Origin of the sequence: Tsukamurella hominis (assembly GCF_965137015.1) — a bacterium.
Taxonomy (GTDB): domain Bacteria; phylum Actinomycetota; class Actinomycetes; order Mycobacteriales; family Mycobacteriaceae; genus Tsukamurella; species Tsukamurella hominis.
Genome location: NZ_CBCRZG010000032.1, coordinates 22,943 through 35,517, shown reverse-complemented (window position 1 = coordinate 35,517; position 12,575 = coordinate 22,943). Strand labels below are relative to the sequence as shown.

Annotated in this window: 14 protein-coding genes; 12 read left to right on the top strand and 2 right to left on the bottom strand. The window is 71.7% G+C overall.

Annotated features, from left to right (window positions below; translation table 11 throughout):
- The first annotated feature begins 92 nt into the window (after positions 1-92).
- The 5 genes from ACM9LD_RS23725 to ACM9LD_RS23705 all read left to right on the top strand — a co-directional run bounded on the left by ACM9LD_RS23725 (position 93) and on the right by ACM9LD_RS23705 (position 4,700).
- On the top strand, positions 93-971 hold the full coding sequence (locus tag ACM9LD_RS23725) for a DUF58 domain-containing protein (protein ID WP_224645195.1): 879 nt from the start codon (positions 93-95) through the stop codon (positions 969-971).
- 1 nt (position 972) lies between these two features.
- On the top strand, positions 973-1,956 hold the full coding sequence (locus ACM9LD_RS23720) for a VWA domain-containing protein (RefSeq protein ID WP_415678978.1): 984 nt from the start codon (positions 973-975) through the stop codon (positions 1,954-1,956).
- A gap of 113 nt (positions 1,957-2,069) precedes the next feature.
- Complete coding sequence (gene fabG1, locus ACM9LD_RS23715; protein WP_355536988.1) at positions 2,070-2,795, top strand: 3-oxoacyl-ACP reductase FabG1; 726 nt, start codon at positions 2,070-2,072, stop codon at positions 2,793-2,795.
- A 52-nt stretch (positions 2,796-2,847) separates the two neighbouring features.
- Positions 2,848-3,690 carry an NADH-dependent enoyl-ACP reductase InhA gene (inhA, locus tag ACM9LD_RS23710; RefSeq protein ID WP_415678975.1) on the top strand — a complete coding sequence of 281 codons (843 nt, stop codon included), beginning with the start codon at positions 2,848-2,850 and terminating at the stop codon, positions 3,688-3,690.
- Positions 3,687-4,700, top strand: coding sequence for a ferrochelatase (locus ACM9LD_RS23705; RefSeq protein ID WP_415678974.1), 1,014 nt, complete (start codon positions 3,687-3,689; stop codon positions 4,698-4,700). Before inhA ends, ACM9LD_RS23705 begins: the two co-directional genes overlap by 4 nt.
- 61 nt (positions 4,701-4,761) lie before the next feature.
- Here the strand turns inward: ACM9LD_RS23705 and ACM9LD_RS23700 are convergent, their stop codons facing one another.
- Positions 4,762-5,544: a hypothetical protein gene (locus ACM9LD_RS23700; protein WP_415678973.1), complete on the bottom strand. Its 783-nt coding sequence runs from the start codon at positions 5,542-5,544 to the stop codon at positions 4,762-4,764.
- Positions 5,545-5,722: 178 nt separating this feature from the next.
- On the opposite strand from ACM9LD_RS23700, the gene ACM9LD_RS23695 reads away from it, so the two are divergent.
- The 6 genes from ACM9LD_RS23695 (at position 5,723) to ACM9LD_RS23670 (ending at position 11,184) form a co-directional block, all read left to right on the top strand.
- Positions 5,723-6,841 (top strand): phosphotransferase family protein, encoded by a 1,119-nt coding sequence (locus tag ACM9LD_RS23695; protein WP_415678972.1) that lies wholly within the window; start codon positions 5,723-5,725, stop codon positions 6,839-6,841.
- On the top strand, positions 6,838-7,956 hold the full coding sequence (locus ACM9LD_RS23690) for a hypothetical protein (protein WP_415678971.1): 1,119 nt from the start codon (positions 6,838-6,840) through the stop codon (positions 7,954-7,956). Before ACM9LD_RS23695 ends, ACM9LD_RS23690 begins: the two co-directional genes overlap by 4 nt.
- 11 nt (positions 7,957-7,967) lie before the next feature.
- Complete coding sequence (locus tag ACM9LD_RS23685; RefSeq protein ID WP_415678970.1) at positions 7,968-8,789, top strand: DUF3097 domain-containing protein; 822 nt, start codon at positions 7,968-7,970, stop codon at positions 8,787-8,789.
- 36 nt (positions 8,790-8,825) lie between these two features.
- Positions 8,826-9,449, top strand: coding sequence for a TetR/AcrR family transcriptional regulator (locus tag ACM9LD_RS23680; protein ID WP_415678969.1), 624 nt, complete (start codon positions 8,826-8,828; stop codon positions 9,447-9,449).
- A 68-nt stretch (positions 9,450-9,517) separates the two neighbouring features.
- Positions 9,518-10,423, top strand: a complete 906-nt coding sequence (locus ACM9LD_RS23675; protein ID WP_415678968.1) for an AurF N-oxygenase family protein — start codon at positions 9,518-9,520, stop codon at positions 10,421-10,423.
- A complete protein-coding gene (locus tag ACM9LD_RS23670) occupies positions 10,420-11,184 on the top strand; it encodes a DUF4873 domain-containing protein (RefSeq protein ID WP_415678967.1) in 765 nt (254 codons plus the stop codon). Before ACM9LD_RS23675 ends, ACM9LD_RS23670 begins: the two co-directional genes overlap by 4 nt.
- A gap of 1 nt (position 11,185) precedes the next feature.
- Here ACM9LD_RS23670 and ACM9LD_RS23665 read toward each other — a convergent pair whose 3' ends face one another.
- Positions 11,186-12,061: an alpha/beta fold hydrolase gene (locus tag ACM9LD_RS23665; RefSeq protein ID WP_415678966.1), complete on the bottom strand. Its 876-nt coding sequence runs from the start codon at positions 12,059-12,061 to the stop codon at positions 11,186-11,188.
- 82 nt (positions 12,062-12,143) lie between these two features.
- On the opposite strand from ACM9LD_RS23665, the gene ACM9LD_RS23660 reads away from it, so the two are divergent.
- Positions 12,144-12,575, top strand: coding sequence for an NfeD family protein (locus ACM9LD_RS23660; RefSeq protein WP_415678965.1), 432 nt, complete (start codon positions 12,144-12,146; stop codon positions 12,573-12,575).

Genomic DNA, 12,575 nt, shown 5'->3' with positions numbered 1-12,575 from the left:
CCTCCGGCCCCCCTCCCGGCACCCCGAGCGGCCCCGGCTCCCGGCACAGCCCGCTCCCGAGCTTCGCCGCCGGCGAGGTCGACGAGACCCGGATGCAGGCGTCGCTGAAGATGCTCGAACTGCTGGTGCGCCGGCGGCTCGACGGCGTCCTCAAGGGCGATCACCAGGGACTGCTCCCCGGTCCCGGCTCCGAGCCGGGGGAGTCGCGCCCGTACACGCCCGGCGACGACGTGCGCCTGATGGACTGGTCCGTCACCGCCCGCACGACGCACCCCCACGTGCGGCAGATGATCGCCGACCGCGAGCTGCAGACCTGGATCGTCGTGGATCTGTCCGCCTCGATGGACTTCGGGTCCACGGGAGGCACCAAGCGCGACCTCGCCGTCGCCGCGTCGGCCGCCGTCGTGCACCTGGTGAGCGGCGCCGCGAACCGCGTCGGCTGCCTCGTCACCAATGGCGCCCAGCTGGTGCGGGTGCAGCCGAAATCCGGTCGCGCGCAGAGGCAGAAGGTGCTCAAGGCCATCGCGACGGCGCCGCGCGCCGTCGAGGGCACCCGCGGCGACCTGCGCATCGCCCTCGACGCCCTCCGCCGGCCCGAACAGCCCCGCGGCCTCGTCGTGGTGATCAGCGACTTCCTCGGCGACGTGGACTACGTCCGCGAGCTCCGCGGCATCGCGGCGCGGCACGAGGTGCTCGCCGTGGAGGTCCTCGACCCCCGCGACGTCGAGCTCCCGGCCGTCGGCGAGATCGCGCTCCGAGACGCCGAGTCCGGCGCTGTGCGCGAACTGACCGTGACCCCCGAGCTGCAGCAGCGGTTCGCCGCCGCGGCGCAGGAGCACCGCAAGCAGGTGGCCCGCACGCTCCGTGGCGTCGGCGCGCCCGTCCTCGAACTGCGCACCGACCGCGACTGGCTCGCCGACATCGTGCGGTTCGTCGCTGCGCGTCGACGTGGATTGGCTGGTGCTTCCTGAGATGGGCGGATTGACCTCGCTCGCCACCCCGATCTGGCTGCTCGGCATCCTCGTCGTGCTCGCCATCCTGGCGGGGTACGTCTACAACGAGCGGCGGCGCAGCAAGCGCGCGCTGAAGTTCGCGAACATGTCGGTGCTCGACTCCGTGGCACCGCCCGGTCCCAACCGGTGGCGACACGTCCCCATCGCGCTGCTGAGTATCGGCCTGATCCTGCTCATGGTCGCGCTGTCCGGCCCGCAGGCGATGCGCAAGGTGCCGCGGAGCAAGGCCACCGTCGTGCTCGTCATCGACACTTCGCTGTCGATGCAGGCCACCGACGTCAGTCCGAACCGACTGGACGCGGCGAAGGAGGCCGCGAAGAAGTTCGTCGGGGAGCTGCCGCAGGGCATGAACCTCGGCATCGTCTCGTACGCCGGGACGGCGCAGCTGCTGGTCTCGCCGACGCCGGACCGGTCGCTCGCGACCAACGCGATCGACCACCTCGACCTGGCGCAGCGCACCGCGACCGGCGAGGGCATCTACGCGGCGATCCAGTCGATCACCAACATCCGGGACGTCCTCGGCGGCAAGGACAACGCGCCGCCCGCCCGGATCATCCTCGAGTCCGACGGCAAGCAGACGGTTCCCACCGACCTCGACGACCCGCGCGGCGGGTTCACCGCCGCCCGCAAGGCGAAGGAGGCGGGGATCCCGATCTCCACCATCTCTTTCGGCACACCCAACGGCACCGTGAACATCGAAGGCCAGAACATCCCCGTCCCCGTCGACGACGCGTCCCTCAAGCAGATCGCGGACCTCTCCGGCGGCCAGTTCTTCTCCGCCTCGTCGCTGAGCGACCTCAACGAGGCCTACGGCACCCTGCGCGACGAGATCGGTTGGGAGATGCAGAAGGGCGACAACTCGCGGATCTGGGTGCTCTGGGCCACCGGCCTGCTCGTGCTCGGCGCCGCCGGGGCGGTCGCCTTCAACCGGCGCCTCCCGTGATCGGTACCGGAAGCGTCGATCGGTGACGACGGTGCCCGCCCGGTGCCACCGTCCGACGACTCGCGTGCCCGGAGATTTCCCGGGTCGCGAGCGCGATTGATACGTTGTCATCCATGTCGACTTCTGAATTCACGCCCCGGTCCGTCCTCGTCACGGGCGGCAACCGCGGTATCGGCCTCGCGATCGCGCAGCGCCTCGCCGCCGATGGCCACAAGGTCGCGGTGACGCACCGCGGCTCCGGCGCCCCCGAGGGCCTGTTCGGCGTGCAGTGCGACGTCACCGACACCGAGTCGGTCGACGCCGCGTTCAAGACCGTCGCCGAGCACCAGGGCCCCGTCGAGGTGGTGGTCGCCAACGCCGGCATCACCGAGGACACCCTGCTCATGCGCATGAGCGTCGAGAGCTTCGAGAAGGTCATCAACTCGAACCTCACGGGCGCCTTCCGCGTCACCAAGGCCGCCACCCGCGACATGCTCAAGAACCGCTGGGGCCGCTTCATCTACCTCGGCTCGGTCGTCGGCCTCATGGGCACGCCCGGCCAGGCCAATTACGCCTCGTCGAAGGCCGGCGTCATCGGCCTCGCCCGCTCGGTCACCCGCGAGCTCGGCGCCCGCAACGTCACCGCCAACGTGATCGCGCCCGGCCTCATCGACACGGACATGACCCGCGATCTCCCCGCCGAGTACACCGAGACCGCCGTCAAGCAGGCCATCCCCGCGAAGCGGATGGGCCAGCCCGAGGAGGTCGCGGCCGTGGTCTCGTTCCTCGCCTCGGACGACTCCTCGTACGTCTCCGGCAACGTCATCAACGTCGACGGCGGCCTGGGCATGGGCCACTAGGCCCGCACCGCAGCACCGTCGAACCAGCCCACACCCAGAAGGAGGCACGTCCGTGACCGGACTGCTCGAAGGCAAGACCATCCTCATCACCGGCATCATCACCGATGCCTCCATCGCCTTCTCGGCCGCCAAGGTGGCCCAGGAGCAGGGCGCCAAGGTGATCATCACCGGCATCCCGGAGCGGCTCCGCCTGATCGACCGGATCGCCAAGCGACTCCCGCAGGAGGTGCCGCCGGCGATCCCGCTCGACATCACCGACGAGGAGTACCTCGGCGGCCTGGCCGACAAGGTCCGCGAGCTCGCGCCCGAGGGCGTCGACGGCGTGCTGCACTCCATCGCCTTCGCGCCGCGCACCCTCATGGGCCCCGACGCGCTGCCCTTCCTCGAGGGCCCCGGCCCCGACGTGGCGAAGTCCTTCGAGATCTCCGCGTGGAGCTACGCCTCGCTGGCGCGCGCCGTGCTGCCCGTGATGAACGAGGGCGGCTCCATCGTGGGCATGGACTTCGACCCCCGCACCGCGATGCCCGACTACAACTGGATGGGCGTGCAGAAGGCGGCCCTCGAGTCGGTCAACCGCTACGTCGCGCGCGAGGTCGGCTACGCCAAGAAGATCCGCTCGAACCTCGTGGCCGCCGGACCGATCAAGACCCTCGCCGCCAAGGCGATCTCGGGCACCGCGACGGACGACGCCAAGAAGCTCAACATGCTCAACCAGTACTGGGACGGCGCGTCGCCCATCGGTTGGAACGTCGACGACCCGGAGGTCGTTGGCAAGAGCATCTGCGCGCTGCTCTCCGACTGGCTGCCCGGCACCACCGGCTCCATCGTCTACGTCGACGGCGGCGCCAGCCACAACACCTGGTTCCCCGAGGACATGATCAACGCGCAGTCGTGACCCACGACGCGCTGCTCGTGCTCTCCTTCGGCGGGCCCGAGCACCCCGACCACGTTCGGCCGTTCCTCGAGAACGTCGTGCGTGGTCGCGGCGTACCGCCTGAGCGTCTGGACGCCGTCGAACAGCACTACCTGCGGTTCGGCGGCGTCTCGCCGATCAACGAGCAGAACCGATCGCTGATCGCGGCCGTGTCGGCGGAGTTCGGCCGGCGGGGCCGGGAGCTGCCCGTCTACTTCGGCAACCGGAACTGGCATCCGATGGTCGAGGACACCGTGCGGACCATGAAGGACGACGGCGTGCGCGACGCGCTCGTCTTCGCGACCTCCGCCTGGGGCGGCTTCTCCGGCTGCCGGCAGTACGACGAGGACATCGCCCGCGCCCTCGCGGCCGTGGGTCCCGGGGCGCCGCGGCTGACCAAGCTGCCGCAGTTCCACGATCACGAGCTGTTCCTGGACTGCTTCGCGGACGCTGCGCAGGCCGCCCTGTCGACGGTGCCCGTCGGCTCGCGCCTGGTGTTCACCGCGCACTCGATCCCGGAGGCCGCGGACGTGAACGCGGGCCCGCCCGGGGTGTCCAACCTGTACTCGCGCCAGGTCCGGGACGCGGCCGCGAACGTCGCCGCCCGGCTGGGGATGGATCACGACGTGGTCTGGCAGTCCCGCTCCGGCCCGCCGCAGGTGCCGTGGCTCGAGCCCGACATCTGCGACCACATCCAGGCGCTGTGGGACGAGCGGGTGCCCGGCGTGGCGGTCGTGCCCATCGGCTTCATCTCCGACCACCTCGAGGTGATCTGGGACCTCGACACCGAGGCGCGCGATCTCGCGGCGGAACTGGGCATGCCCTTCGCGCGCGCCGCGACCCCGATCCACGACCCGCGGTTCGCCGCGATGGTCGCCGACCTCGTCGACGACGCGGATGCGGGCAGGTCCAGCGGGCTCGGCGTCAGCGTCGACGGCGCCGCCTGCGTCGAGGGCTGCTGCCCGGCGGTGCGGCGCCCGGTTCGCACCTGAAACCCGCGCTCAGCTGATCCGCGGCGCAGTATTACGAGCGTCCCTCATCTGAACGGCGGTTTCAGAACGCTCCGCGCAGTTCGTCGCGGCACACCGCGTTGACGGCGGCCACCCGCGCGGCGCGGACGGTGCGCCACAGGTCGCGGTAGGCGGCGTCGCCGCCCTGCGCGGACGCGAGGGTGAGCCCGGCGTACGGGTTCTCCGCGCCCGCGACCAGGAGGATCGCCTCCACCATCCCGGCGCTGTCGAGCACGCGGTGCGCCCGCTCGGTGGCCCCGAGGGGCAGTCGGTGCGCGCCCAGGTAGCGGGTCAGCTCCATGACGACGCCACGCGGATCCGATGCGTCGTCGGGCGCGGGCGGCAGGCTGGCCAGGGCCGACGGCGCCTCGCGGACGGCGTCCCGCAGCGCGTGCTCCGCCGCGCCGAGCGAGATCGGATCCGGGTCGACGAGCGCGGGCTCGTGCAGGAAGGCCTGCCAGCGCATCACGTCGGCGGCCTCGGGCGTCGGCACAAGGGCGATCGTGGACGTCGCGCCGTCGAAGAGCACCACCTCGCCGCGGGCCATCGCCGCTTCCTCCAGGTCGGTGCCCGCGGGCAGGCCCCGCGCGTCACCCGGCGCGGGCAACAGCAGCCGGACGGTGTGCGGCTCCAGCGCTCGGATCTCGGCCAGCAGATCGGGGAGGTCGCCGTCCACGACCGATTGCACCGGCGCCCACTCGCCGAGCGCCTCCAGCAGTTCGTCCGTGCCCGCCGAGCCCGCCAGCCAGGCCGCCGACCACACCGCGAAGCCCTGGGCGGGCCCCGCGGTGGCGCGGCGGGCGAGGGTGACGACGGGGGAGCTCATGGCCATTCATCCTAGTCGCGGCACCCGCTGGGATGTGCGCCCCAGCGGCGCGACTCCCGGGATACGGTGTGCCCGTGCCGCTGGAGCCCACATCGCAGCGCCCACGCCCGCCACGCCGCTGCCGCGAGATTTCTGAAACATGTTCTAGCGAAGCCTGCGCGGATCTACCCTGACCTGCATGACCGAATCGGACACCTTCGCCGAGCAGGCCCGCCCGGCCTCCTCGCAGCGCACCCCGGACGAGGTGCGCGCCCAATTGCAGCAGTGGTTCGCCGCGCGCGAGCCGGGCGCGGAGGTGCTCGACCTGCACCTGCCCGAGGGCAACGGCATGTCGAGCGAGACCCTCCTCGCTACGGTCCGGTTCGGCGACGAGGAGCGACGACTCGTCATCCGCGTGGCACCCCGGCCGGAGTCCGACCCGGTGTTCCCGACCTACGACCTGCCCGCCCAGTTCGCTGTGATGCGGCACGTCGCCTCGTACGGGGTCGCGGCGCCGTCGTGCCTGTGGGTCGAGGAGGACCCGGCGGTGATCGGCGCGCCGTTCCTCGTCATGGGCCGCGTCGACGGCGACGTCCCGCCCGACGTCATGCCCTACACCTTCGGTGCCTGGCGGCCCGACTCCACCGACGCGGATCTGCGCGAGCTGGCCGACGCCTCCGTCGACGTGATCGCCACGATCCACGCCGTGCCCGCCCCCGCCGACGGCCTCATCCCGACGCCCGAGCCGGGGGAAACCGCGCTCGCCGCGCATCTGCGCCGGCTCCGCGCGTTCTACGACTGGGCGGCGCAGAAGCACGGCGGGGCACCGCTGCTGGATCGCGCGCTCGCGTGGGCCGAGGAGAACCTCCCGCCGCACGCCGATCAGGTGCTCAATTGGGGCGACGCCCGCATCGGCAACCTCATGTTCGGCGGCCCGGCGGGTAACACGCCCGTCGCCGTGCTCGACTGCGAGATGGCGACCGTCGGCCCGTGCGAGCTGGACCTCGGCTGGTTCGTCTACCTGCACCGCTTCTTCCAGGACCTCGCCGAGCTCGCCGGCCTGCCGGGCCTCCCGGGCTTCCTGCGCCGGCAGGACATCGAGCGACGGTACGCCGACCGCACCGGCCACGTGCGCCGTGACATGGACTTCTACACCGCCTACGCGGCCATCGTGCACGGCGTGATCATGTACCGGATCCAGACCCGGGCCATCGACTTCGGCGCCGCCGTCGCGCCGGAGAACCCCGACGACATGATCCTGCACCGCGCCAGCATCGAGAAGATGCTCGCCGGCACGTACTGGGAGTCCGTCGTATGACGCTGTCGCCCTTCGACGACTACCCGATCCACCAGGTCGCGGAGGTGATCCGCCATCCCGCGACGTCGGACCGCAACTTCTACGACCGCTACTACTTCAACGCCCACAACGGCACCGCCGACGAGCCCTTCCTCGTGCTCGGCCTCGGCGTCTACCCGAACCTGGGCGTCGTCGACTGCTTCGCCGTCGCCCGGCACGGCGACGACCAGATCGTCTTCCGCGCCTCCAAGGCCCTCGGCGCCGACCGCGTCGACACCGCCGTCGGGCCGATGCGCGTCGAGGTGCTCGACGGGCTGCAGCGCCTGCGCGTCGCCCTCGAGCCCGGTGCGGACTACGACCTCGCCTTCGACCTCACCTTCACCGGCGCCGGCCCCGCGCACCTCGAGCCGCGGCACTTCCACCGCCAACTCGAGCGCGTCACCTTCGACACCCAGCGGTTCGTGCAGGTCGGAACCTGGGCGGGCAGTCTCACGGTGGACGGGAACACGTTCGACGCGAGCACCTGGCGCGGCAACCGCGACCGCTCCTGGGGCGTGCGCCCCGTCGGCGAGGCCGAGCCGCCCGGCCGCCGCGTCACCGAGGCCGGCAACTTCTTCTGGATCTACTCCGTCCTGACCACCGCCGACGCCGCGATCTGCGTCGTGCTGCAGGAGGACGTCCGGGGCCGCCCCGTCGTCGAGGACGCCACCTGGATCCCGCACGACGGCTCCGAACCGCGCTGGCTCGGCCACGTCGCGCACGACATCGACTTCGTGCCGGGCACCCGGCAGGCCCGGGCCGCCCGGCTCGTCTTCACGGGGTCCGACGGTGCCGCCACCACCGTCGACGTGCGCATCACCACCGCGAATCACTTCGGCTTCGGCACCGGCTACGGCCTCGACCAGGACTGGCGGCACGGCATGTGGCAGGGCGAGGAGAAGGCCGAGGGCCGGCGGTTCCGCGTGTCCGAGCTCGACGTCAACCTCACGATGCTGGTGCCGGTCGAGTACCTCGCGACCTGCACCGTCCGGCATCCCGACGGGCGCACCGAGGAGGGCGAGGGCCTGTTCGAGTTCGGCGCGATCGGGCCGCACACGCGCTACGGCTTCCAACACTACGTGGATCCCGCGCCGTAGAATCATCCGCCGTGGGACACGGCTATGGCGACATCTACGCGGGGCACGCGAGCAAGAGGGCGCGGGTGGTCCCCGAGGTTCCCGCCGACCGCGACCTCGTCGTCGAGGACGCGGCGACCGGCTTCTGCGGGGCCGTCGTCGGCTTCGACAAGAGCTACGACGGCGACTTCGTCAAGCTCGAGGACGGCCGCGGCGTCGTCCGCGTCTTCGCGATGCGCAAGGCCGCCTTCCTCATCGATGGGAGGCCCGTCACCCTGGTGAAGCCGCGGGCGACGGCACCGTCGGGACCGCAGCGCAGCGCGTCGGGCTCGACCCGCGTCGAGGGCGTGAAGGCCCGCGTCGCACTTCCCAGCCGGATCTGGGTCGAGGGCATCCACGACGCCGCGCTCGTCGAGCGCGTCTGGGGCCACGACCTGCGGGTCGAGGGCGTCGTCGTCGAGCAGCTCGAGGGCCTCGACCACCTGGGCGCCCGGCTCGCCGAGTTCCAGCCCGGCCCCGGCCGCAAGGTGGGCGTGCTCGCCGACCACCTCGTCGAGGGCTCCAAGGAGTCCCGGATGACGCAGTCGCTCGGGAAGTACGTCATGGTCACCGGCCACCCGTTCATCGACATCTGGGCCGCGGTGAAGCCCTCGTCCGTGGGCATCGCGGCCTGGCCCGACGTGCCGCGCGGTGAGGACTGGAAGACCGGCACCTGCGCGCGCCTCGGCTGGGGCTCGCCGCAGGACGGCTGGCGCCGGGTGCAGGGCGCGGTCACCTCCTTCCGCGACCTCGACGCCTCGCTCATCGGCGCCGTCGAGCGGCTCGTGGACTTCGTCACCGATCCCGCTTCCTGACCGCGGCCCTTGCGGTCGCAGTTGTAGAATCCGCAGGTGGCATCGACCCCGACGACGAAACCCGACACCCGGCAGCAGATCCTGCGCGCCGCTCTCGACTGGGTCGACGAGGCCGGCCTGACGCGGATCTCGATGGGCGCGCTGGCCAAGCGCGCCCGCCTGGCGCGGGCGACGCTCTACCAGCACTTCACCGGCAAGGACGCGCTGGTCGAAGCACTGGTCGCCAGCGAGCTCGACAAGTTCTACCGCCGGATCCACGACTTCGCCGACGAGATCACCGACAACGACGAGCGGCTGGCGTCCGGCTTCGGCTACGCCTACGCCTACCTGCGGGAGCACCGCGCGCTGCAGCACGTGCTCGCCTCGAACCCGGCGCTGCTGCTGCCGTACATCACCGGTGACTCGCCGCAGATCCAGCAGGGGCGGCGGTTCTTCCTGGGGGAGATCCGGCGCGGCGAGTACCGCGACGGTGCCGACGTGCACGCCTTCGCCGACTACTTCGTCCGGCAGCTGCACTCCCTCCTGCTGACGCCGTTGCCGCCCGTCGACGGGCTCGTCGATGATGCCGACCACCGGGGCCCGAGCTCGGCGAACGTCGAGGCCGGCCGACGGTACGCCCAGGCCTTCGTCCTCCCGGTGCGCGCGACGATCGCTCCTTGACACGCCCAGGAGCTGCTCGAATAGACAGTTCATTGCGGACTGTCCGGCTGTGGTGTTACGTTCGCCACATGACCGATACGACTCTGCCCGAACGTACCCGCGATGCGGTTGCCGACCGGCTCCTCGGCGGCTCCGTCAAGCGTTCCTACGCGCCCGTCGTCGACATCGACTGGGACGCCCCGATCGACCCCGACAAGTTCTTCCTGCCGCCGCACATGTGCACCCTCTACGGCACGGACATCTGGAACGGCATGACCCGCGAGCAGCAGATCGCCCTCTCCCGCCAGGAGATGGTCAACCTGCTGTCGATGGGCATCTGGTTCGAGAACCTCCTCAACCGCCTCCTGCTCCGCGACCTCCTGTCCAAGGACCCCACCTCGCGCGACGCCTTCTACTCGCTCACCGAGATGGGCGACGAATGCCGCCACATGGTGATGTTCGGCAAGGTCATCGACCGTGTCGGCGAGCGGCCCTACCGCCTGCGGGGCTGGCAGCTGGCCGTCGTGAAGTACGTTCTCGCCCCGGTGATCCGCGGCCAGGCGGTGTGGATCGCCGCCCTCGTCGGCGAGGAGATCTTCGACGCCCAGCAGCGGCAGATCAAGGACGACCCGGAGTTGCAGCCCATCGTCGCGCGGCTCATGCAGATCCACGTGACCGAGGAGGCGCGGCACATCGGTTACGCCCGCGACGGCGCACGCCGCGGCGTCGCCGACCGCACCCGGCTGCAGACGCTGCTCGTCGGGAACCTGCACGCCGGCGCGGCCTTCGGCTTCCGGATGCTGTTCGCCAATCCGCGCATGTACGCCCGCGTCGGCCTCGACCCGAAGGCCGCCTACCGCGCCGCGATCACCAACCCGCACCACATCAAGGCCAAGCAGGACGGCTTCCGCGACCTCGGTCGCTTCCTCGACTCCGTCGGCCTGATGGGGTCGTTCGCCCGGTGGTCGTGGAAGAAGGCGGGGTTCCTCGCGTGACGTCGGCGGAGCAGCCGCGGATCGTCGTCATCGGGTCGCGCGTCCCCGGGGTCGACGGGGCCGTGGTGGCACCGTCGGACGTGGCGGACCTGCGGTTCCGGCCCGACCGCGACGCGTGGACGCTGACCACACCAGCGGGCGTGACGGACTACGACCTCGTCGTGCTCGCCGGGACGACGGCCGCGATCGAGGTCCCCGCGCTCGACCCGCGCGTCGCGCCGCCGGGCACCGTCGGGCCCGCGGACGCCGAGCGCGCCTACCTCGGAATGCTCGTCGACGGGGTGCCCAACCTGGTGCTCACCGACGGCTCCGCGCACCAGCTCGACACGCTGGACGCGTGGCTGCGGTGGATGTACACGGAGGCGGCGACGCGCCTGCTGTCGCGGCCGCCGGTGACGGCGCGGTGGATCCACCGGGGGCGGCGCGTGCCGTCGCGACCGGACCGGGACGCGATCGACCTGTCCAACGACCACGTGCGCGACGAGGGCGTCTACGCCGGCGAGGCGGTGCTCCGCTCCGGCGACTTCGAGGCCGTCTCGCCCGTCCGGCTCGCGGGGCACCTCGAGCCGCTCGACGGCAACTACCACTGGTACGGCACCGTCGATGATCTGGAGATCGGTGCGGCGCTGAAGAAGATGCCCCGCGGCAGCGTCACCGTGTCCGTCGGCGGGGGAGAGGCCTCGCCGGCCATGGTCACCGACAAGACCGTGTGGGGCACCTACCGCCTGGTCGGCGTCGGCGCGCCGCCGTACCCGCTCTGACTCAGCCCTTCTCGGCGGCCGGCTCGGACGCGAGGCGACGGATCTCCTCGACGATCACGTCCGGGTCGGTCAGCGGGACCTGATGTCCTGAGTTCGCGGCCACGACGTGCCGTCCGGTCGGCGACGTGGCGGCCCGCCCGGCGTGCGCCTCGTTGACCCGCGCGCGCACCGCCTTTCCGAGGCCCCCGCTCTTCGCCCCCGAGATCACGGTGACGGGCAGATCGCCGAGGTCGGGCGCGGCGCGCTGCCACGACTGCAGCTCCGGGTAGAAGGTCTTCAGCTCCTGCGTCATCGTGTCGACGGCGCGCGGGGTGGCCGCCTCACGCGTGAGGTCGGCGCGCACGTCCTTCGGGGCGGAGCGGAACAGGACGCCGCCGAGGAGCCGGAGGATCCCGGTGCGCGCGACGACCTTCATGATCGCCGTCGAGATCGCCGCCCGGCGCTCGACGTTCCCGCGGAACATGTCCTCCGCCGCTTCGTCCGACGGGTCCACCAGGACGAGTCCAACGATCCGCTCCGGACGACGCGACGCGGCCAGGCGCACGATCACTCCGCCCAGGCTGTGGCCGACGAGCACGAACCGGGTGTCGTCGCCGTCGGCGAGGCCGTCGAGCAGGTCGTTCAGGTCGTCGGCCATCCGCCCGAAGGTGCGGTCCGCCGCGTCGGGCTCGCTGCGGCCGAGGCCCGACCGGTCGTAGGCGACAGTGGGCGCGAAGGCGGCTACCGCGGGCTGGACTGCGCCCCAGGAAGACCGGGTTCCGCCCGCGCCGGCCTCGAAGACGATCGTCGGAGCGCCCGCCGGGCCGGGCAGTGTTGCGGCGTGCAGCGTGCGCCCGTCGCGGGTGGCCAGATGGATGCTCTCGCCCTGTGTGTGCATGGGACCCCCGTCGTCGATCACTAAGGCGAACCTAACACGTTGGGTCCTCGCCGTGGGTGTCCGGTTCTGGCAGGATCGAGGTATGGCAGCGGCGCTCTGGCTCATCGGCGCGATCCTGCTGGCCGTGGCGGAAACGGCGGCCGGCGAGTTCACCCTGCTCATGCTCGGCGGCGGGGCGCTCGTCACCGCGGGCGCGACGGGCGTCTTCGACCTGCCGATGTGGGCGCAGGGCGTCGTCTTCGCGGTCTCGTCGGTGCTGCTGCTCCTGCTGGCGCGCCCGCCGCTGCGGCGGTACGTCGAGAGCAGGCGGGGCGAGGCACCGTCGTACCTGGAATCGCTCCCCGGCATGAAGGCGACTGTGCTGCAGTCCGTCTCGGGCGAGGCCGGCCGCGTACTCATCGGCGGGGAGGAATGGTCCGCGCGGACGCCGTACGACGGTGCTCCGATCGCGGTGGGCGTGGAGGTGACCATCGTCGAGATCGACGGCGCGGTCGCCGTCGTGGTCGACAGCTGA

What these genes read in the sequence shown, in the direction of transcription:
- ACM9LD_RS23675 (WP_415678968.1), top strand. Translation starts at nt 9,518, where the DNA reads ATGACCGATACGACTCTGCCCGAACGTACCCGCGATGCGGTTGCCGAC.
- ACM9LD_RS23725 (WP_224645195.1), top strand. Translation starts at nt 93, where the DNA reads ATGCAGGCGTCGCTGAAGATGCTCGAACTGCTGGTGCGCCGGCGGCTC.
- ACM9LD_RS23700 (WP_415678973.1), bottom strand. Translation starts at nt 5,544, where the DNA reads ATGAGCTCCCCCGTCGTCACCCTCGCCCGCCGCGCCACCGCGGGGCCC.
- ACM9LD_RS23690 (WP_415678971.1), top strand. Translation starts at nt 6,838, where the DNA reads ATGACGCTGTCGCCCTTCGACGACTACCCGATCCACCAGGTCGCGGAG.
- ACM9LD_RS23695 (WP_415678972.1), top strand. Translation starts at nt 5,723, where the DNA reads ATGACCGAATCGGACACCTTCGCCGAGCAGGCCCGCCCGGCCTCCTCG.
- ACM9LD_RS23660 (WP_415678965.1), top strand. Translation starts at nt 12,144, where the DNA reads ATGGCAGCGGCGCTCTGGCTCATCGGCGCGATCCTGCTGGCCGTGGCG.
- fabG1 (WP_355536988.1), top strand. Translation starts at nt 2,070, where the DNA reads ATGTCGACTTCTGAATTCACGCCCCGGTCCGTCCTCGTCACGGGCGGC.
- ACM9LD_RS23665 (WP_415678966.1), bottom strand. Translation starts at nt 12,061, where the DNA reads ATGCACACACAGGGCGAGAGCATCCATCTGGCCACCCGCGACGGGCGC.
- ACM9LD_RS23720 (WP_415678978.1), top strand. Translation starts at nt 973, where the DNA reads ATGGGCGGATTGACCTCGCTCGCCACCCCGATCTGGCTGCTCGGCATC.